Raw genomic sequence first — 20,823 nt, forward strand, 5'->3', positions numbered from 1 at the left:
TTCACTCCCGGTAATGGAAAAATGGAAACGTTCTTGCAAGAGACGGTGGAGTTCGTGTTTTAGTCGGCTGTCAGGGATTTTCTTCGACAGGTGTAACCGGACCGTATTCGCCCATTTGCGTGAGGAGCTGGTAGCGGATGGTCGATAGAAATTCTTTGACCCGAGACGGTGCATCTTTGGCAGCTAAGATGCCGTAGTCGACGGTGATATCCGTCGCCAAGGGGATACTGATGAGGCCGGGATGGATGTCTTCCCACGGCGTCAGGTTGATGAGGGCAGCATTTTTATCGATGGCGACATTGAAGGTATCGAGACTGTAACGGCCCGGTGTTTCGAGAATTTGGCAATGGGCCAACTCTTTCTCCATCTGAGCTCGGAGCAGATCATTTTTATGGCTGATGCCCTTCGGGACCATGAGCAGGTGCTGGTGTTCCAAGTCTTTGATGGCTAACAGGTCTTTTTCGGCTAAGGGATTGTCCGACCGGACGGCGATACTGAAGCGATAGGAGCCTAAGGGAACGGCGTCGACCAAGGTGTGCGTCGTCGCCTGGTCAAAGGTGCCGATGAGGATGTCGCAGGTCTTTCCCAGGGCTTCGTATTCTCGGTTTTGGGTGACGAGGTCGCTTGGGAGCTGGACGATGGTCAGGCTGTATTGGGGCAGCTTGTCCTTGATGCGGTTCCAAATCGATAAAAAGGGGCGGCTGGGATGGAGAAGGGACGTTCCCAGCCGCAGGGTGAAAGCTTGGTTCGTCGCCTTATGGCAGGCCAAATAGGCCTCGTGGGAGAGCTCAATCAGCTGCTGGGCATAGGTGAGGAAAACCTCGCCTTCCGGCTTCAGGCGGATGCCGGCTGACGACCGCTCTAAGAGGGTGCAGTCCAGTTCACTTTCGAGTTTATTGATTTGTTTCATGACGGCTGTCGGGGAAATGAAGTTCTGTTCGGCCGCCTTGGTAAAGCTTCCCAGCTTGGCGACAGCCAGGAAAGTTTGCAGGTTTTGAATATCCATCATAGCCTCCATAAACTTTTGGTTAATGCTATGGTAACTTATTGACGATTCTCAGTCAAGGCAAGGCGTGGCATAATAACCTTGTCAGAAGGAGGGACAACGATGAAGCATACGATTTTAATTGCCTATTTTTCCCATAGCGGAAATACTCGCGCCGTGGCCCGGGAAATTGCTCGGCAGACCGGCGGCGACTTGTTTGAAATAGAAACTGACCGTTTCTATCCCCAAGACCACGATCCCTGTTCGCGTCAGGCTCATCAGGAAGTAAATGACGATATCCGCCCGCCTTTGAAAACTCAGGTAGCCGCCATGGACGACTACGATGTGGTGTTCATCGGCCATCCCATCTGGTGGTACCGCGAGCCCATGGTCGTCCGGTCTTTTTATGAAGCCTATGATTTTTCCGGGAAGACGGTCATCCCCTTTGCGACCTCCGGCGGCAGCGACTTACATGATACGATAGCCGATATGAAGCGCTATCTGCCGGATTCGACACTGGGACGAGGGCTCTGTATCGGAAGTTATGAAGTAAACCATTGTCAGAAAAAAATCCGCAGCTGGATTGAGAAGTTAGGAGTGAATCTATAAGATGAACGATACGAAAGTAAAAGTAACGATTAATCACGAAAAAATCCTTTGGGCCCATTGGAAGGACAATGCCACAGCCAGGACGTTGTTGAAAAAGATGCCCTTTACGATTAAGATGTCCAACCTCTACGGAAGGGAAATGTGCCACCGTTTCGGCGGCGGCAGCCTGCCTGTAAAAGCGTCTCAGAATAAGGATTACGCCGTAGGCGACATTTCTTTCTGGCCGCCTCTCGGGAGTCTGGTCATCTTATACAGTCAGAACGGCGAAGTCTTTGAACAGGTTCCCATCGGCCACGTCGACGGCGATATCCGTTTCTTTGCCGGTATGGGGGAAGCCGATGTTTTATTTGAAGTCCTAAAGGAGGGATAATCATGAAATTGTCGAAGAAAATCACGGCCATGTTGATGATAGGTCTGATTTCAGCCTTCGTGGCCGGCTGCGGGGAAGCGGCACCCAATGCATCTCAGCCGCAGCAAAATACCAGTGCCGCTCAGGCTTCCACTGTCGATGAAAGTTCATCGGCCAGCCAAAAAAGGGCCATTGAAGATAAGGATATCGTCGGCGTATGGATCAATCATATCGACACCGACATCAACCAAAAGATTACCTTTAAGGCCGATCACACGTGGACGGAAAACCAGCATAATGTAGACAACATCTATTCCGGGACCTGGTCCATCAGCGGCGACCACAGCATTTACCTCGAACCCTACGGCGAAACGATTGAAATCAATCCTGATAATTTGAAAGAAATGAACGTCGTCCGCTATCATCACCGGTTGACGAAAGAAGATTCGTAAGGAGAAAGGAGAACTACTATGTCTATTCGTGATAAAGTCATCGTCATTACCGGTGCATCTTCAGGCATCGGCGCAGCGACAGCCATAATGCTGGCCAAACAAGGGGCTACGGTCATGCTCGGCGCCCGGCGTACACAGCGGCTCGAAGCCCTCGTCCGCGATATCGAGCACTTAGGCGGGAAAGCTGCGTATTATCAAGTCGATGTGACTCAATTTGACCAAGTCCAAGGGCTGGTACAGGCGGCAATGGATGAATTCGGTCGGGTCGATGTCTTATTCAATAATGCCGGCATCATGCCCAATTCGCCTATGAGTGACGTCCGCATCGATGAATGGAATGCCATGATCGACGTCAATCTCAAAGGCGTCCTCCACGGCATCGCTGCGGTACTGCCTATTTTTAAGGCCCAAAAGGGCGGCCATATTATCACTACCTCATCCGTAGCCGGCCTCAAAAACTACGTCGGTTCCGGCGTCTACGGGGCTACGAAATTTGCCGTCCGCAACGCCATGGAAGTCGTCCGCATGGAGTCGGCCCAGGAGGGAACCCGCATTCGCACGACGACCCTGTTTCCTGCGGCCATTGATACGGAGCTCGTGCAGCATATCGGAGAACCGGCGACAGCAAAGCGGATGAAGAGTTTTTACCAAGTCCACAGCATTTCTCCCGACGCCGTCGCTTCCTGCGTCCGGTTTGCTATCGAACAGCCGGAAGACGTCGACATCAGTGAAATGACCATCTATCCGACGAGCCAGGCTTGACGAGTACGCTTTCTGAGATCTTTTATAATCGTAAGGGTAGGAGAAAGAGTGCTGATCCTTCTTTTTAGGAGGGCGGCACTCTTTTTTTTAGCATTCAAAAAATGGCCTAAACCATGATATACTAAATTTCTGCCAAGGGCGACAAGCGGATCGATTTGAAGGCCTTTCGCAAAGCCCAAGGTCTGAGGACCCTTTCTTTTGCCTCGCCGCATGACTTGATGGCTATCTTACATCTGACTCCCGGTGCCGTGACGCCCTTAGGTCTCCTCAACGATGAGGCAAGACGGGTCCAGCTCTACGTCGATGCTGCCTTTAAGGATCACCTAATAGGCGTTCATCCCAATGACAATACGGCGACGGTATGGCTTTCGGCTGACGACTTGCTCTCCCTCATTGCAGCACACGGGAATGAGGCGGAGTTTGTCGACGTTTGATCGATAAGAATCTCTAGACACAATCGAAAAAATGACCTCTTTACCGGAAAGCAGAAAAAAGGTATCATGGACGTGAAACAATACTTTTTGTGTAATCAACTTGTCTGTCTCTTATGACGTCCTATTGCGGTCTTGGCCGACTTGATGGCAAAGGGCCGGCCTTTGGGGCAGATGTCTGTGTTATCACCAATTGGTGAAATCATGAGTAGAAATGGAGGAAACGTATGGAACGGATAATTGTAAAGCTCGTGAAGGGATCTAAAGCCATCGATGGGGCAGGGGTCCACCTGACCCGCGTCTTGGGAAACGCTACGGTAGAAGCTTTTGACCCGATTCTCATGCTCGATTCTTTTGACAGTACCAATCCCGATGACTATACGGCGGGATTTCCCATGCATCCTCACCGGGGAATCGAAACGGTGACCTACCTCTACAAGGGGAAGATGGTCCACAAGGATACGTTGGGGAATGAAGACAGTATTTCCGACGGTGAAGTCCAGTGGATGAATTCGGGCTCCGGTATCCTTCACGAAGAACAGGTTCCGGCGTCACCGCGGATTTTAGGTGTCCAGCTCTGGCTCAACCTGCCGCAGAAAGAAAAGATGAGTCGGCCGACGTATCGCCATATCGGCAACGATGAAATCGAAGACATCAGCATCGAAGGCGGCTTTATCCGTCTGCTGGCCGGAGAATACAAGGGCCGCAAGGCCCATCAGGGCGACCATCTGCCTCTCAATTACTACGACATCCATTTGGAAGCCGGTGCTGAATTCGTCCTCGACACCAAGGCCGACGACTCGGTCATGGCCTTTACCCTCTTAGGCGATGCCGTCATTGCCGGTGAGTCCGTAGAAGCTAAGACGGCGGTTAAACTTTCAGACGGCGAAAGCCTGACCCTGAAAGGGGCTGAAGGAGGCTCACAGATATTGGTCATGCAGTCACGAGCCCTTCATGAACCCGTCGTTTGGGGCGGCCCCATCGTTATGAATACTAAACAGGAATTACAGCAGGCCTTTGAAGAACTGCAAAATAATACCTTCATAAAAGAAAAACTTGACTTTGACCCTCATCAGGGCTGAGCCTTAAAAAAATCTGTATTCTTGTCCCTTCCGGCTGCGGATATCCCCACCGGAAGGGATTTTTTTGCGCTTTTTCGAAAAGAATTAATTGTGAATTTGGTGTTTAGCCAAGTTTTTGAAGGATTTTTGGTAAAGATGTCGAAATATATATAGTAACCATTTACGTAACCACCACTAAGGGGGCCTAATTATGAACGGATTGAAACGATGTGTGCTGGCCGGGATGGCATCTTGTTTGCTGGTGCTGCCTAATTTTGCTTTAGCAGAGGACGCTTCCGGCAGCGAGTTGATGACCAAAGCTGAAACAAAAACGGAAGTGAAGCCGGCCTTGCCGGAAGACAGTCATGACAGCAGCCTTTCTCAAGCGGTTCAGAATAAAAATTATGAACAAGCCTTAGACATCGTGAACCGGCAGATTGAAGCCGACACTGACAATGCCGATCTTTATGCACGTCGCGGCCTCATTTATTTGATGATGGGCAGCTCTGACGAAGCCTTGGCTGACAGTGACAAGGCGATTTCCTTGTCTCCGGATAAGGCGTCGTTGTACCTCAACCGCGGCTCTGTCTATGAACAGCGACAGGATTATAAATTGGCTGTCAAGGATTATACGCAGGCCTTGACCTTGGCGAAACCGGGCGAATTCTATCAGGTGCTGGGCTATTTTAACCGGGCCCGAGCCTATACCAAGATGGAGGCCTATGATCAGGCCTTGGAAGATATTCGCCAAGGCGAAAAATTGATGCCCTATTTTTCTAAAAATTATTTCCTTGAAAGCCTGATTTATCAGAAGCAAGGGAAGAAGCAGCTGGCGAAGCGGCGCATGGATATTGGAACCATGTATGAGCTCATGTACCAAGGCCATTATTTTTTAGCCGGTGTCATGGCTGAACAGAGCGATTTGAATGAAACGGCTTTGAACTTGCTGCACAAAGCGGTGGAACAGGAGCCGGGAAATCGGGAAGTTTACTCGGTACGGGGCTTAGTCTACGCTAAATTAGAACAGCCGGAAAAGGGGATTGCCGATTTAACCAAGGCCTTGTCCATAAAGGAATCGGCCATGGACTATAACAACCGCGGTGAATGCTACCGCTATCTCAAGCAGTTCAACAAGGCCCGCAAAGACTATGCCAGTGCCCTGCGCCTGGCCGAAACTGATTCTGACTACCATGCCGTCTACGACAGTATGGGGCAGCTGGCCTTCGATCAGGGCGACTACAAGAAGGCCGTTGAATATTTGACCAAGGCCCTTTCTATCGCGCCTTATGAAGATGGCTATAAAACGCGCAGCCAGGCTTTTCGGAAGCTGGGAGACAATCAAAACGCCGACCAGGATGAGGCCTCGATTCAGGAATTGACTCAGCGCGAATTGTTATCACAATAATTTACTTTTCAAATTCCCACAAGATGTGCTATAATTGTAGGCGTTATTCTTGAGTGAAACTGCCTATAATATACACATCATCGTATTGAAGGGGGAATTTGATGAAGAAGGCTGTTATAGCGGCCTTGTCCATATGCTGCCTCATGGGCGCGGCTACGGCGTTGGCAGCAGAGGTACAGGTCAGAACGGAGAAAACAGTATCGGCTGCAGTAAGCGCGACGGAAGAAGCTCAGAATGAAGGTCCGACGCAGAAACAATATGTCCCGGCGAAAAATGCCGCCCATCATGAAGGTTCGTTGAAAGACCGGGTCCATGCTATTTTGAACAACCAAGAGAGCGCTCCTTCCGCAGTCACGACAGGCGAAGAAAAATACCATTATGCTGAATCGACTCATGAAGCGACGGTCGTTACGCCTTGGAACCGCCAAAAGTATGAAGATCAGTATGAGTACCAGTACCAGCACGATTCGTATGATGCGGCCATTGCCAATGCGTACGCCTATCGCCGTGACTTTGGCAAGAGCAACCTTCGCAAGTGGAGCAGTACCGAAGGAATGGATACGCCGTGGGACAGCAATCACACGACGGATACGGTTCATTTCCAGAGCTCGACCATTGCCTTTTTGGATCGGTTAAATATGGAAGCCCGTCTGGCCGGCATTTCCTTCATCATCACCGGCGGCGCTGAAGGCGGGTACCATGCCAGCGGACTCTATTCCCATGAAAATGGCTATAAAGTCGATATCTCCGATGACGGCATCTACCAGGGCAGTAAGGCTTATGAAGTCCTTCTTGCGGCCTTAGCCCCGTACAAGCATCAAATTACACACGAATGGGATAAGAATCACTTCGATATCACCATTTATCCGGAAAACTACCGCGGATAAGCGTTTCCTTTCAGAGGGGAAGGAGCTCTTGATGCGGTCGGAAGGAAGACTGTCTGCAAGGGCAGTCTTTTTTTGATGATAATCCTGCCTTTATAAGGCTTTTTTACCAGGAGAGAGCACATGATGATACCAGATTGGGACCTCTATTTTTCATCCTTGATTGGCGATGAATTGCTTCAAGTTCCGGGACTGGCCCTCGTCGCCTATCATGAGGGCCGCGAGGTATACCGCTTTGCCGGCGGTATCCGAAGATTCCGGCCGAAACCGTTGCCGATGACGATGGACAGCCGTTTTCGCATAGCCTCGGTATCGAAGATGTTCACTATTTTTACCCTCATGCAGTTAGTCGAAGCGGGCGTATTGTCTCTCGATGACGACGTCAGCGACTATCTTGGTTTTCGCCTGCGCCATCCGGCCTATGACGACATCCCGGTGACCGTACGCATGCTGGCCTCGCATACGTCGGGGCTGCGCGACGGAAAGGTCTACAGCATCCCGCCATTCGTTTCTGCAGAGGCCTTTTTTCAGCCTGACAGCCCCTATTGGGAAAAGGGACAGCACTTTGCTCCAACGGGAGAAATGCCGGGACAGTATTTTACCTACTGCAACTTAAATTACGGCCTCTTGGGAACGGTCATCGAAGCCGTGACCGGTCAGCGCTTTGACCAGTATCAAAAGGGGCACATCCTAAAGGATCTCGATTGCCGAGGCGACTATGTGCCGGGCAACCTGCCGCAGGCTGCATTTGAAAAAATGGGCACTATTTACGGTAAGGACGATGAAGGCGGCAGCTGGCAGGGGCGGATCGATGATTTTGAAGGCCGGCAGCCGGAAAAAGAGACGGTTGCCCTTCAAAATCCTTATGCAGAAACGGTCTGTCAGACCTATAAGCTAGACGGATATCGACGGGGGACCAATGCCACCTTTTTTTCGCCTCAAGGCGGCCTGCGTCTGTCTCTGGAAGAAATGGGGCAGACTCTCGAGATGATCCTTCATGACGGGGAGTATCGAGGGCGGCGAATCCTTAGTCCTTCTTCCTTACGGGAGATGTTTCGGCCTCAGTGGCAGTATGACGGCCACAACGGCGATACCTGTGGTCAGACGATTTTTTCTTATGGCTTAGGGGCATTTTGGGTGGATGGTAACGGCCCGGCTCGTCCCTGTCGGGAGAAAGATTTTTCTCTTTGGGGACACACGGGGCAGGCCTTTGGCCTCTTATCGGGAATCTTTGTCATACCGGGAACGAAGAGCGGTTTCGCTTACGTCATGAACGGCGAGGGAGTCTCTGAAGAAGATCCGCGAAGCGCCGGCGTTTTCAGTACCAATTATATTTGGGAAGAACGGGTTCTCGACGGTCTGTGCCGTTTTATTGACGGCCTCTAGGCCCTGTGCTATGATGATACCAATACGGAAAGTTCCATAGGGGAAGGCGATATAGACATGAATGCTTATGAAAGTACGATGAATTTTACCCGGCGGGCCGTTTGGGCCCAGATTGATCTCGATGCCGCGGCCCATAATATGCGTCAGATTCGAAAACACGTCGGTCCAAACGTCAAGATAGCGGCCGTCGTCAAGGCCAATGCCTATGGCCACGGCAGCGTCGAATTGGCCCGCACCTTTGCCGAAAACGGAGCCGACTGCTTTGCCGTTTCCAGTTTAGACGAAGCCGTTGAACTGCGGCGCTATGCCCACCTTGATAAGGAAATCTTCATCCTCGGCCATACCGATGCCAGGCGGACGGAAGAACTCCTTACCTATGATATTGAACCGGCCGTCTTCAACTTGAAAAATGCTCGCTTTTTCTCCGAAGAAGCTCAGCGCCTGGGCAAGGTCCTGCGAGTTCATATTGCCATCGATACGGGCATGAGCCGCGTCGGCTTTCCCGTCAATGAAGCCAGCGTCGCCGACATCAAGACCTTGGCAGCCTTACCCAATATCGAAGTCCGCGGTATCTTTACCCACTTTGCCGTATCGGACTGTGAGGACAAGGCCTTTACGCGCGAACAATACGGCCATTTTCGCTGGATGTGTAAGCGTATGGAAGAAGAAGGCATTGACATTGCCCTGCGCCACTGCTGCAACAGTGCGGCCGTCCTTGAGCTTCCCGAATATTACTGCGACATGGTGCGGCCGGGTATCATCATGTATGGCTGTGAACCGTCGCCGGAAATCGATATTACGCCCTCCGACCTGCGGCCGGTCATGTCCCTTCGCTGCTGTATCGCCCACGTCAAACTCATCGATGCCGGAGCGACCGTCAGTTATGGCCGGCACTATACGGCACCGGACCGCCGTAAAATCGCGACCCTTCCCGTAGGCTATGCCGACGGCTATTCCCGCATTTTGTCGGGCAAGGTCGACGTCCTCTATCACGGCCGCCGCGTCCCTCAGGTCGGGACGATCTGCATGGATCAGTGCATGATCGATGTCAGCGGTGAAGCCAACGTTCACGCCGGAGACGAAGTCGTCCTTTTCGGTCAGCAAGGCGACAGCTTCATTTCCATCGAGGAAATCGCCCGTGTCTGCGGTACGATTAATTATGAAATCATGTGCAATTTATCCCGCCGCGTTCCCCGTGTTTATATGAAAAATGGCAAAGCCGTCGGCCGGGAAGAGTATCTGTTTGACAAGCCCATAAGCGAATAGATAAGAAAAAATGCTGTTCCTCTCACGAGGACAGTATTTTTTTTGTTATAAACCTTTTATCATTCTTGCAAAAGTGATATAATATATGTAAAGAATGCATATTAAAGTGCAAAAATAATCATAGGAAAAGGCGGTGTATTAGTATGAATTGGAACGACAAAACAGCGGCAAATGTTAGGGCTATCAAGCCATCGGGGATTCGCAAATTCTTTGATATTGCAGCCCAGGTCGAAGGCGTCCTGTCCCTCAGTATCGGCGAACCGGATTTTGCGGCCCCCGACAAAGTTATCGATGCGATGAAGAAAAGCCTCGATGCGAAAGAAACGAGCTATACCGGCAACTCGGGCATGATGGAACTTCGTGAAACCATCAGCGAAACCTTTGAAAAACGCTATGGCGTCAAGTACGATCCGAAAGATGAAATCTTGGTTACGGTCGGCGTTTCCGAAGGCTTGGCAATGGCTCTGTTGGCTATGACCGAACCAGGCGACGAAGTCCTCATTCCTGATCCGGCTTATGTAGCTTATCCGGCAGCTGTTGAATTGGCAGGCGGGAAAGCCGTATTCGTCCCGACGTATCCGGAAGACGATTTCAAATTGAGCGTAGCTGCCCTGGAAAAAGTCGTTACGCCGAAGACGAAAGCACTGGTCATCGGCTATCCGAACAACCCGACCGGTACGGTTATGACGGCCGAAGAATTGATGCCCATTGCTGAATTTGTTAAAAAACACGATTTAATCGTCATGGCTGACGAAATTTACTGCGAACTCATGTACGGCAATGCTAAATTTACGACCTTCGCTAAATTACCGGACATGCGCGAACGGACCATCGTATTTAACGGTTTCTCCAAGGCTCATGCTATGACCGGCATGCGTCTCGGCTATATCTGCGCACCTCGCGACGGATTAGCACCGATTTTAAAACTCCACCAGTATGCCATCATGTGCGCCAACACGACGGCTCAGTTCGGTGGGATTACAGCCCTTAAGGACTGCGATGAAGAAGTAGAAGCTATGCGTCAGGAATACGACCGCCGCCGCCAAGTTATCTATAAAGGCCTGCGCGACATCGGCCTGCCGGTCTTTGAACCGAAGGGCGCTTTCTACATCTTCCCGGATATTCGCTGCACGGGCATGAAGTCTTCTGAATTCTGCGAAAAATTGGTTCAGGAAGAAAAAGTTGCCGTCGTTCCGGGTACGGCCTTTGGCGAACAGGGTGAAGGCTTTGTCCGCATTTCTTATGCAACCAGCATGGAAACGATCCAAGAAGCGCTGAAGAGAATGGGCCGTTTCGTCGAAAAATACCGCAAATAATCTTACTCCTGTATTGCTTATCAACTGATTTCTCAAATTTTCCATAAAAAAAGAGCTGTCCCCATGGGGCAGCTCTTTTGCTGTGGTTAAATAAATCGTCCAATGAAGGGCATTTTTGCAGCGTCTTGACGGGTAACACCGCCGCTTAAGACCATGCCGCCAATGTAGATGACCGATCCGATGATACACGATAGGAAGAGGGCCAAGAAGAGGCCGATATGGCTGAAAAGGTAAGGGTACATAAAGTACATGGCGACGCCCATAACGGCAGCCGAGACGATGTTCTTTAAGATGACCTTGACTTCAATGACGTAGCCGATCTCACGGTAGATGAAGCACATGTTGAGGACGGCCGCAACGCCGATGTCGGCGACGGTGGCATAGGCGGCCCCGGTAATGCCAAAGGCCGGGATGGCGACTAAGAACCAGTTGCAGAGAACTTTGACGATACAGGCCAGGGCCATGTTGATGACCGGAATCTTCGGCTTCTTGAGGCCTTGAAGGATGGCCGTTGAAATCTGGTGCAGACCTAAGAAACAGATGGCGATGGCCACGGCCCTTGTCGCTTCTGTTGCGGCCGGGGCGTTGTAGATGAAGGTGACGATAGGTTCTGCCATGACGTAGAGGATGACACTGAAGGGGATGGTGACCAAAAAGGCGATGCGCATGGACGTTGCCGTCCGTTCCCGGATTTCACCGTACTCTTTCAAGGTAAAGCTGTGACTGATAGCCGGTACCAGGCTCATGGCCATGGCGGCTGTCAGAATGGTGGCCAGGTTGATGAGCGGCACCGACATGCCCGTCAGGTAGCCGAAGAGGGCCGTTGCCTGATGGGTAGCATAGCCGGCAGCTTCTAATCGCCGCGGTACGATGAGCAGGTCGAGGTTGGAGACGACGGGGAGCATGATGCTCGACAGGGAAATAGGAATGGCCAGGACGACGAGGCGCTTTAAGATATCCTTGATCTTTTCCTGTTCGAAAACAGGTCCGTCGACGGGAAGGGACCGCTTCAGTTTATAATAGTAATAGACGAGAACCAGCCAAGCGGCAAGGCCACCGGCTCCGGCACCGAGACTGGCGCCGCCGGCCGCATAATCGAGGCCGTAAGGCAACAGGAGAGCGGCAAAGCCCAGCATGACGACGACGCGGACCAACTGTTCCACAATTTGGGACAAGGCCGTCGGCGTCATCTGCTGCCAGCCTTGGAGATAGCCGCGATAGCCGGCGATGATCGTCGTAAAGAAGATGGCCGGTGCCAGGGCGATGAGCGAGTAGTAAGCCCGGCTTTCTCGGATGATATGTTCATCGATAAGGAAGCTGGAGCCAAAGAACATGAGGACACTCAGGACAAAGGCCGTCGTACACAGCATCGACAGGGATACGTGAAAGATGCGCTGGGCCCCGAAGTAATCCTCTTTGGCTACTTTTTCAGCCGTAATAATGGAAATTGCAATGGGAAGGCCGGCACTGGAAATATCGAGTGCCAAGAGGTAAATCGGAAAGGCCATCTGATAGATGCCGATGCCTTCACCGCCGAGAATACGGGACAAGATGATCCAGTTGATACTGCCAATGGCTTTGACGACAAAACCGGACAAGGTCAGGATCAAGGTGCCCGAGATAAACTTGTTTGCCATAATAACCCCTTATCTCTCTAGAAATTTATCACGATAACAACTAATTCTATCACATTTGCCAGGCCTTGTATATAGTCAAAGGCCGGCCGAAAGGCTTGCATCTTGGCAGTCTTTGTGCTAGTGTAAACGTAAAATCCAGATAGAGAAAGTGATGTATTATAATGAATATACTGACAGTAGAACAGGTAAAAAAATCATACGGCCTTCGCGTCCTCTTTGACGACGTGACCTTCGCCATCGACAGCGGACAGAAATTGGGACTCATCGGCCTCAATGGGGCGGGGAAGACGACCCTCCTCAAGATCATTGCTGGTCTGTCCGATATGGACAGCGGCACGTTGTGGTTCAATCCCAAGGCGCGCATCCATTATCTGCCCCAGGAACCGAAGTTCGTACAAGGCCACACGGTCCTTGAGAGTGTCCTCGACGGCAATCTGCCGGTCATGAAGCTTCTCCGGCAGTACGAAGCGGCCGTTCAAAAAGGGGATGACCGGGCCGTCGTCTCCCTCAGTGCCGAAATGGACCGCCAGCAGGCCTGGGAACTGGAGTCGAAAGCCAAAATCATCCTCGGCAAACTGGGGATTTCTGATCTTACGAAATCCGTTGACGACCTGTCCGGCGGCCAGCGCAAACGTCTGGGCCTGGCCCGGGCGCTGATTATGCCCTGCGACCTCCTCATCATGGATGAACCGACGAACCATCTCGACGAACAGACGATCCTTTGGCTGGAAGAATACCTCCGCGACAGCAAATCGGCTATCCTGCTCAGTACCCATGACCGCTATTTTCTCGATACCGTCGTCGATTCGATGATCGAACTCGACCGAGGGCATGTCTATACGTATGCCGGCAATTACAGCCAATATCTCGAACTTCGCCAGGAACGACTGGAGCGGGATAAAGCCAGTGAAGCCAAGCGGCGCAACCTCATCCGTCGGGAAAAAGCCTGGATTCAGCGCGGCGCCCAGGCCCGGTCGACGAAGCAGAAGGCCCGAAAAGAACGGTATGAACAGCTCTGTGCTATTGAAAACGGCAAACCTATCGGTGAAGTCGAGTTCCTCGACACGTCAGCCCGCTTGGGGAAAACCATCCTCGACATCGATGATGTGGCCTTTGGTTACGACCCGGCCAAGCCCTTGTTCCAACACGTCGATTATCACGTCGTTAAACATGACCGCATCGGGATTATCGGTGCCAACGGCGTCGGCAAGTCGACCCTGCTCAAAGTCCTGTCCGGCCAATTAGTTCCGACGGAAGGATCCCTTACTATCGGACAGACCGTTCGTTTTGGCTTCTTTACCCAGCAGCTGCCGGAATTTGATGAATCGATGAGGGTTATCGATTACATTCAGGAACGGGGGCACTTTGTGGTCAACCAATTCGGCCAGCGCATTTCGGCAACGCGCCTCCTCGACCAATTCCTGTTCACCGAAGAGATGCAGCATACGTTCATTGCCAAGTTAAGCGGCGGTGAACGGCGGCGCCTTTATTTACTGCGCCTGCTCATGGATCAGCCCAACGTGCTCTTATTAGATGAACCGACGAATGACCTCGATATTCCGACCCTGACGGTCCTTGAAAATTATCTCGATACTTTTCAAGGTGTCGTCCTCGTCGTGTCTCACGATCGTTACTTCCTGGATCGGGTGGTTGATAAACTTTTCACATTACACGCGGGGCAGTGGGAACGATTTTACGGCGATTATAGTGAATACTTGGAAGAAAAATACAGCCATCACCAAGAAAAGAAAAGTGAAAAACCCTCTGGACCTTCTATTACTAAAACGAATATAAAAGCGGTACAGATTAAGGCCGGACTGACGCAGCGCCAAGAAGAAGAGTTGAAGAAAATTACGGAAGAACTGCCTCGTTATGAGGCCATGCTCAAAGGAATCAACGCGGCTATTGCCGCTGCCGGCAGTAATTACGAACAAGTGGAAACTCTCTTGGCTGATCAAAAGGAAACACAAGAGAAAGTAGATGCTTTGACGGAAAGATGGTGTGAATTAGAAGATTTAAAAGGGGAGTAACCGTAATTTTTTAAACATGATAAAAAAGCATAGGAAATATGGCAAAAAAGGGGCTCGAATTCTCTAAAAGCAATGGAAATTTATGCTGGTTTGTATTATCCTATAAGTAACAAAGTTTGTGATAAAATGTTACATAGTTCTTGGCGCTGCCAACATCATACCCAGCATTTTAAATTTCAGACCGAAAAGGAGTATTCGCCATGCCTGAATTTCATTCCCGCTTTGAAAACATCGACCGCCGCGTCCCCATTGATGAACATAACTGTGCCGTTCAGTTCGACGTGACTAAGTGTAAGAACTGTACCTTATGCCGCAGAGCCTGTGCCGACACGCAGACCGTACTCGACTATTACTCCCTGTCCAGTACCGGCGATCTGCCGATTTGCGTCCATTGCGGCCAGTGTGCGACAGCCTGCCCCTTTGATGCCATTAACGAAGTCAATGACGTCGGCCGGGTCAAGGAAGCTCTGAACGATCCGGATAAGATCGTTATTTTTCAGACGGCTCCTGCCGTCCGCGTCGGCCTCGGGGAAGCCTTTGGCATGGAACCGGGCAGCTTCGTCGAAGGGAAAATGGTATCGGCCCTTCGCGCCCTCGGTGCAGACTACGTCTTTGATACCGACTTTGGTGCCGATATGACCATCATGGAAGAAGCGATGGAGCTCCTGCACCGTCTGCAGTCTGAAGAAATTCCTATCCCGCAGTTCACCAGCTGCTGCCCGGCCTGGGTCGAATTTGCGGAAACGTTCTATCCGGACCTCATTCCGCATCTGTCGTCGACGAAGAGCCCAATCAGCATCTTGAGCCCGATCATCAAGACGTATTTTGCCCAGCAGAAAAATATCGATCCCAAGAAAATCGTCAATGTCTGCGTTACGCCGTGTACGGCGAAGAAATCTGAAATCCGCCGTCCTCAGCTGAGCGCTGCCGGCCTGTTCTGGGATGAACCGGAAATCCGCGATACCGATATCTGTATCACCACGCGGGAATTGGCGAAGTGGATCCAGGAAGAAAACATCGACTTCGATGCTTTGGAAAACAGCCAGTTCGACAAGACCTTTGGGTCTTCGTCCGGCGGCGGTCGTATTTTCGGCAACTCCGGCGGCGTTATGGAAGCGGCTATCCGCACGGCATACCATATGTTCACCGGCCGTCCGGCACCGAAGGACTTCATCCCCTTTGAACCGGTACGAGGCCTGCAGGGCGTCAAGAAAGCGACGGTCATCTTCGGTCACTTCGTCATCCACGTCGCAGCTATCAGTGGTCTTGCCAATGCCAGGGCCTTTATCGACGAACTCATCAAGGAAGATGCCTTTGAAGACTATTCCTTCATTGAAATCATGGCCTGCCCCGGCGGCTGCATCGGCGGCGGCGGTCAGCCGAAAGTTAAGATGCCTCAAATCAAAAAGGTACAAGAAGCCCGGACGGCGTCTTTGTATCAGAGCGATGCCGATACGGACGTCAAGGCCAGCTGGCAGAATCCGGAAATCGCCGAACTCTATGAAGTATTCCTCGATGAACCACTGTCGGAAATGGCGGAATTTACCTTACATACTTATTTCTCTGATAAGAGCGATCAGTTGGGCCGCATGAAGAACCTTACGCCTCAAACGAATCCCATGTCGCCGAAATACAAACCTCCGACAGCTGAATAAGGAGACTTATCACAAAGGTCCTGCATCTTTTTGCAGGGCCTTTTTTTGTCGGGATTTTTGTCGATGGCTGTGCGGCGGGTTTTATAACCATTGTGGATAAAAAATATATACAATAAATAAGATATTGACAACCAATATCATGTAAGGCTATAATAAGTATGTACTCATTGTAACAAGCTATGAGATGGAGGTTTAAGACAGTATTTATCTTTGTTTTAGGTGAGAGGAAATTAGGAACACTCGATTGCAGCGAATGAAGATAATCTGTATAACCTGTCATTTCTGGCTTGAAAACCAAGAAAGAAGGTATACATAATGAAAAAGAAAATCACAACAACCTTAGCCGTTATGATGGCTGTCGGTGCTGCCAGCGCCTTTGCAGCCAATCCCTTCGTCGATGTACCGTCAGACAGCTGGGCGTATAAATCTGTCGTAGAACTGGCTGATGCCGGCATCATCCAGGGTGTCGATGGCGAACACTTCCAGGGTCAGCGCAACATTACCCGTTATGAAGCTGCCGAAATGGTCGCTAAAGCCATGGCCCACATGGATAAGGCTTCTGTTGAACAGCGGGCTCTCATCAACAAATTGGCTGATGAATTTGCTGACGAACTCAACAACCTCGGCGTTCGCGTCAGTGCTCTTGAAAACCGCGTCGGCAATGTCAAATTGACCGGTGATGCTCGTGTCCGCTTCCAGCACCAGAGCCGTGGATCTGCTAACGGCAACGACGGCGCCGGCTACCGCAATGATTCCTCTTGGGATTACCGCGTTCGTATTCGCGCCAATGCACAGGTCAATGACCGTACGACGGTAACCTACGGTATCAGCACCAACGACCTTAACTTTGCCGATAACGGTGCAGCTGACAGCAATAACGATATCTTCACGGATAATGCCAAAGTCGACTACAACTTCGGCGGCAATACGTGGAACCTCAGCGTCGGCCGTACCGATACGTACGTCCTCGGCGGTGATCATGCCTACGGCTTCCAGTACGGCGACGTCTTCGACCGCGCTGAATTGTCCTATTCCGGCGACCACTTTGCGGTAACCGGCGGCTATGGTAAGTTTAAAGCCGGCGACATTGCAGGTTCCGACGATGACGGCCTGGACGGTGTCAAGACCGGCTACGGCGTCTTAGAAGGCATCTTCGGCGGCGGCAGCTCGGCAGGTTCTGCTATCGGTGCTTATTACAATGACTTCTCCGTCAGCGGCGGCACCAATACAGGCGATTACTTTGCAGCCGATGATCTCTGGGGCGCTTATGCCAGCTTGAATTTTGGCAAGTGGAACGCCTTGGCCAACTATGAAAAAATCAACAGCAACAGTGCTCAGCTCAGCGATGGATATACGAAGGATCCGGAAGTATGGGTCGGCAAATTGACTTACGGTTCGGCCGACAGCGATACGAAAGGTACGTGGGATGCTTGGGTTGAATACCTCAACTCTGACAAAGGCGCCCTCCTCGGCGGTGCAACCAACTCCTGGCGCGATGACAGCGTCCTCGACAACGTCAAGTCTTGGGGTGTCGGCATCGACTACACCTTAGCGAAAAACGTCGTCCTCACAGCTGCTCAGACTTTTGGCACCAAAGCTAAACACGGCTCGGACGATCCCGATGAATTCACGGACGTAGAAATCAACTTCTTATTCTAAGAGTCATCCTCCCCTGCATAGATAAAACACGAAAGAGGACTGTCAATTGGCAGTCCTCTTTCGCATAGGGGGAGGTGGTTTGCAAAAACAATATTCTAAAGTATAAGTATAAATACTCGTAACGAGATATCAAAATTCTTACATATTCGTTATACTTCACTAATCGTAAATGGGGGACGTTGTGAAGATACGGTGTGTAATTACCTTGAAACGTTATCACCATGAGTCGATGTGACGGAATCGCTGAAAATTTGAGATTTATCCTAAAATGGAGTTAAAAAAGAGTGGCTATTTGACTTATTTGTACTCCAATATGGACTTTTTCGGCTATTCGTGGGATAATAAATAAGTTAACAGTTTAGGATCGTAAAGGAGAAGATAGCGTGCTTAAAAAAATATGGATGCTTCCGCTTATCATGCTCATCTGTCTGATCCCGATGGTATCAGCTCATGCAGCGGCGAAAACGGAAATTACCAATGTGCGGACGGCAACGCGAAACGATGCCAATACGCCTTTTGTCCGGACCGTTCTCGATGTCAGCGGCAAGGTAAATCCCAAACTTTACATCGATAACTCTGGCGAGTATGTTTTTGTAACCTTGCCCAATACCAGCATCGGTAAGAAGGTAGATAAAACCTACAAACCTAATAGTAACGTCATATCCCGCGTGAAACTGTCGTCGCGCTCAGCCGGTACGGATGTCACCATCAAGGTGCCCCAGGCGGTGACCAAGAACGATGTCAAAGTCTTTACCCTTCCCGGGGCGACGGGCGCGAAGGGGTCAAGCCGTGTCGTCATCGACATAAACGATAAGTCCGGTAAGGTTAAACAGTGGAGTCAGTGGAGTACCGACAAGAACAGTAAGACCACGTCCAAACCGGCGGTAAAGCCGTCTTCGACCTGGAAGTCGCCGACAAAGACGACGACTCCGGCTAAACCATCGGCTACGACCGTTCCTGTCTACGCCAGCAGCCAGTCTTACAGCCTGACCAAGGGGCTTCAGGGCAAGACCATTGCCATCGATCCCGGTCATGGCGGCTCAGACTCCGGTGCTGTCGGTGCTTTTTCGAAGGAAAAAGACATTACCCTGGCCATTTCTAAGAAGGTTGCTTCCTTGTTGAATGCAGCCGGTGCCAACGTCGTCATGACCCGCACGACTGACGTCGACGTCTACGCTCCGTATGACGGTGCCGTAGAAGAACTGCAGGCCCGCAGCAATATTGGCAATGCCGCCAAGGCTGACGTATTCATCAGCATTCACATCGATTCCTTCGATTCACCGTCTGCCGGCGGTGTCACGGCCTATTACAACAGCAAGACGCCTTATGATTACGGCCTGGCCAACTACATTCACCAGCAGAACATGAAGGCGACGAACTTCTCGGACCGCGGTGTCAAGACGGCCAACTTCTACGTCCTCCTGCATACCAACATGCCGGCGACGCTCCTCGAACTGGGCTTCATCTCCAATCCGAGCGAAGAACAGGCCCTCAATACAGAGGCACAGCAGCAGAACTTTGCCGAAAGCATTGTAAAAGGGTTGGCGGACTACTTTAATCACAACGGAAACTAATCCCGTTTCTTTCGAATATCCCCGTTATCGGCTCGGCCGTGACGGGGATATTGTCTGTCCGGAACAAAGGCTGTTTTGTAAGTTTCCAAGGGCTTTTATATTGACAGTCCCGATGATTCATGATATAGTAGATGAGTCGTAGCATAAGTGGCTATGGATAAGCCGCGTGGAGAGGCTTGTAAGCGTCCTTTTACGGAACGCCGTATCCAGCGAGTATATTGATGAGGAGGTGTCACTCATGTACGCTATTATTAAAACAGGCGGAAAACAGTATCGTGTCCAGGAAGGCGACAATATCTTTGTCGAAAAGTTGGATGCTGATGTTGATTCCAATGTCGTATTCGACCAGGTATTGGCAGTCGTCAACGACGGTGATGTTAAAGTAGGTGCTCCCGTTGTCGAAGGCGCTAAAGTAACGGCAAAAGTATTGGCTCAGGGTAAAGAAAAGAAAATCCTTGTTTTCAAATACAAAGCAAAATCTAACTACCGTCGTCGTCAGGGCCATCGTCAGCCTTTCACGAAAGTTTCTATCGAAAAAATCGAAGGCTAATGATTACCATTACGATGCATCGAGATAAGGAATATCGCTATACGGGATTTACCATAAGCGGCCATGCCGATTATGCGGAAGAAGGAAGCGATATTGTCTGTGCCGCCGTATCGGCACTGTCACAGACTGCTTTGTTGGGTCTCATGGAGTATGCTTCGAAGGACGTACCCTATGAAGTAAACGAAGGATTCTTATCGGTAACGGTTCCTGAGCCCTCTGAAGCGTCAGAGATTATCTTAGGGACTATGGCAAGAGGATTGCAGGAAATGGTGCGACAGTATGGAGAATACGTCGTACTCGACTTATAGATGTCAGGAGGTGGACGGAATGTTCAATTTCAACTTACAGCTTTTCGCTCATAAAAAAGGGACAGGCTCCACGCGTAACGGTCGTGACAGCGAATCGAAACGCCTTGGCGTAAAATGCCATGACGGCGTCATCGTTAAAGCCGGCAACATCATCGTTCGCCAGCGTGGTACGCACTTCCATCCGGGCACTAACGTAGGCATCGGCAAAGATGATACGTTATTTGCTACGGCTGCAGGCAAAGTTGCGTTCGAACGCGCTGGTAAATACAACCGCAAAGTCAGCGTATACCCTGTAGAAGCGTAAATACGTGAAGAAAAGAACTGCCGCAGTGAGGCTCAGGCCGACTGTGTCGGTTCTTTTTTTGGCTCTTTGTCAAATGTTGGGGTGCCAACTAAATCATCCACCGCGAATGGACGTGAGTGAGTTTTCCTCGCTCTCGTCCATTTTTTTGTTAGTGATAAGAGGACGTTCACAGCAAAATCTTTTTTTATTAGATGAATAAA

At 50.7% G+C, this 20,823-nt stretch carries 20 protein-coding genes; 18 read left to right on the top strand and 2 right to left on the bottom strand.

What is annotated here, in order from left to right:
* Nucleotides 1-70 precede the first annotated feature (70 nt).
* The gene (locus A0U42_RS07480) at nt 71-1,009 is read right to left on the bottom strand and encodes a LysR family transcriptional regulator (protein WP_218055537.1); all 939 of its coding nucleotides are present in this window, start codon (nt 1,007-1,009) and stop codon (nt 71-73) included.
* Between the two features lie 99 nt (nt 1,010-1,108).
* Here A0U42_RS07480 and A0U42_RS07485 point away from each other — a divergent pair, with 99 nt between their 5' ends.
* The 11 genes from A0U42_RS07485 to A0U42_RS07535 all read left to right on the top strand — a co-directional run bounded on the left by A0U42_RS07485 (nt 1,109) and on the right by A0U42_RS07535 (nt 10,906).
* Complete coding sequence (locus tag A0U42_RS07485; protein ID WP_065360479.1) at nt 1,109-1,594, top strand: flavodoxin; 486 nt, start codon at nt 1,109-1,111, stop codon at nt 1,592-1,594.
* 1 nt (nt 1,595) lies between these two features.
* Nucleotides 1,596-1,964: a cyclophilin-like fold protein gene (locus A0U42_RS07490; RefSeq protein WP_065360480.1), complete on the top strand. Its 369-nt coding sequence runs from the start codon at nt 1,596-1,598 to the stop codon at nt 1,962-1,964.
* Nucleotides 1,965-1,966: 2 nt separating this feature from the next.
* Complete coding sequence (locus A0U42_RS07495; RefSeq protein ID WP_083122446.1) at nt 1,967-2,395, top strand: hypothetical protein; 429 nt, start codon at nt 1,967-1,969, stop codon at nt 2,393-2,395.
* A gap of 18 nt (nt 2,396-2,413) precedes the next feature.
* Nucleotides 2,414-3,157 (top strand): SDR family oxidoreductase, encoded by a 744-nt coding sequence (locus tag A0U42_RS07500; RefSeq protein WP_065360481.1) that lies wholly within the window; start codon nt 2,414-2,416, stop codon nt 3,155-3,157.
* Between the two features lie 125 nt (nt 3,158-3,282).
* Nucleotides 3,283-3,591, top strand: a complete 309-nt coding sequence (locus tag A0U42_RS07505) for a YbaK/EbsC family protein (protein ID WP_255304134.1) — start codon at nt 3,283-3,285, stop codon at nt 3,589-3,591.
* A gap of 224 nt (nt 3,592-3,815) precedes the next feature.
* On the top strand, nt 3,816-4,670 hold the full coding sequence (locus A0U42_RS07510) for a pirin family protein (RefSeq protein WP_065360483.1): 855 nt from the start codon (nt 3,816-3,818) through the stop codon (nt 4,668-4,670).
* A gap of 190 nt (nt 4,671-4,860) precedes the next feature.
* A complete protein-coding gene (locus A0U42_RS07515) occupies nt 4,861-6,054 on the top strand; it encodes a tetratricopeptide repeat protein (protein WP_065360484.1) in 1,194 nt (397 codons plus the stop codon).
* A 101-nt stretch (nt 6,055-6,155) separates the two neighbouring features.
* Entirely contained in the window at nt 6,156-6,941 is a 786-nt protein-coding gene (locus A0U42_RS07520) for an alginate biosynthesis protein AlgP (RefSeq protein ID WP_065360485.1), read from the top strand.
* A gap of 120 nt (nt 6,942-7,061) precedes the next feature.
* The gene (locus tag A0U42_RS07525) at nt 7,062-8,324 is read left to right on the top strand and encodes a serine hydrolase (protein ID WP_065360486.1); all 1,263 of its coding nucleotides are present in this window, start codon (nt 7,062-7,064) and stop codon (nt 8,322-8,324) included.
* Between the two features lie 57 nt (nt 8,325-8,381).
* Nucleotides 8,382-9,590 (top strand): alanine racemase, encoded by a 1,209-nt coding sequence (alr, locus tag A0U42_RS07530; protein WP_065360487.1) that lies wholly within the window; start codon nt 8,382-8,384, stop codon nt 9,588-9,590.
* Between the two features lie 143 nt (nt 9,591-9,733).
* Nucleotides 9,734-10,906 (top strand): pyridoxal phosphate-dependent aminotransferase, encoded by a 1,173-nt coding sequence (locus A0U42_RS07535; protein WP_065360488.1) that lies wholly within the window; start codon nt 9,734-9,736, stop codon nt 10,904-10,906.
* Nucleotides 10,907-10,992: 86 nt separating this feature from the next.
* On the opposite strand, the gene A0U42_RS07540 is transcribed toward A0U42_RS07535, so the two are convergent.
* Nucleotides 10,993-12,543, bottom strand: a complete 1,551-nt coding sequence (locus A0U42_RS07540; RefSeq protein WP_065360489.1) for a polysaccharide biosynthesis protein — start codon at nt 12,541-12,543, stop codon at nt 10,993-10,995.
* Nucleotides 12,544-12,704: 161 nt separating this feature from the next.
* Here A0U42_RS07540 and A0U42_RS07545 point away from each other — a divergent pair, with 161 nt between their 5' ends.
* The 7 genes from A0U42_RS07545 (at nt 12,705) to rpmA (ending at nt 20,623) form a co-directional block, all read left to right on the top strand.
* Nucleotides 12,705-14,573 carry an ABC-F family ATP-binding cassette domain-containing protein gene (locus tag A0U42_RS07545; protein WP_065360490.1) on the top strand — a complete coding sequence of 623 codons (1,869 nt, stop codon included), beginning with the start codon at nt 12,705-12,707 and terminating at the stop codon, nt 14,571-14,573.
* Nucleotides 14,574-14,773: 200 nt separating this feature from the next.
* Nucleotides 14,774-16,228 (top strand): [FeFe] hydrogenase, group A, encoded by a 1,455-nt coding sequence (locus A0U42_RS07550; protein WP_065360491.1) that lies wholly within the window; start codon nt 14,774-14,776, stop codon nt 16,226-16,228.
* Nucleotides 16,229-16,543: 315 nt separating this feature from the next.
* Nucleotides 16,544-17,887 (top strand): S-layer homology domain-containing protein, encoded by a 1,344-nt coding sequence (locus A0U42_RS07555; protein ID WP_065360492.1) that lies wholly within the window; start codon nt 16,544-16,546, stop codon nt 17,885-17,887.
* Between the two features lie 383 nt (nt 17,888-18,270).
* Entirely contained in the window at nt 18,271-19,461 is a 1,191-nt protein-coding gene (locus A0U42_RS07560) for an N-acetylmuramoyl-L-alanine amidase (RefSeq protein WP_225069694.1), read from the top strand.
* Nucleotides 19,462-19,699: 238 nt separating this feature from the next.
* On the top strand, nt 19,700-20,011 hold the full coding sequence (gene rplU, locus A0U42_RS07565; protein ID WP_044504138.1) for a 50S ribosomal protein L21: 312 nt from the start codon (nt 19,700-19,702) through the stop codon (nt 20,009-20,011).
* Complete coding sequence (locus tag A0U42_RS07570; protein WP_044504137.1) at nt 20,011-20,319, top strand: ribosomal-processing cysteine protease Prp; 309 nt, start codon at nt 20,011-20,013, stop codon at nt 20,317-20,319. Before rplU ends, A0U42_RS07570 begins: the two co-directional genes overlap by 1 nt.
* A 19-nt stretch (nt 20,320-20,338) precedes the next feature.
* Nucleotides 20,339-20,623 (top strand): 50S ribosomal protein L27, encoded by a 285-nt coding sequence (rpmA, locus tag A0U42_RS07575; protein ID WP_020311207.1) that lies wholly within the window; start codon nt 20,339-20,341, stop codon nt 20,621-20,623.
* The last annotated feature ends 200 nt before the right edge of the window (nt 20,624-20,823 follow it).

This window comes from Megasphaera sp. DISK 18, from assembly GCF_001682955.1.
GTDB classification, from domain to species: Bacteria; Bacillota; Negativicutes; order Veillonellales; family Megasphaeraceae; genus Megasphaera; species Megasphaera massiliensis.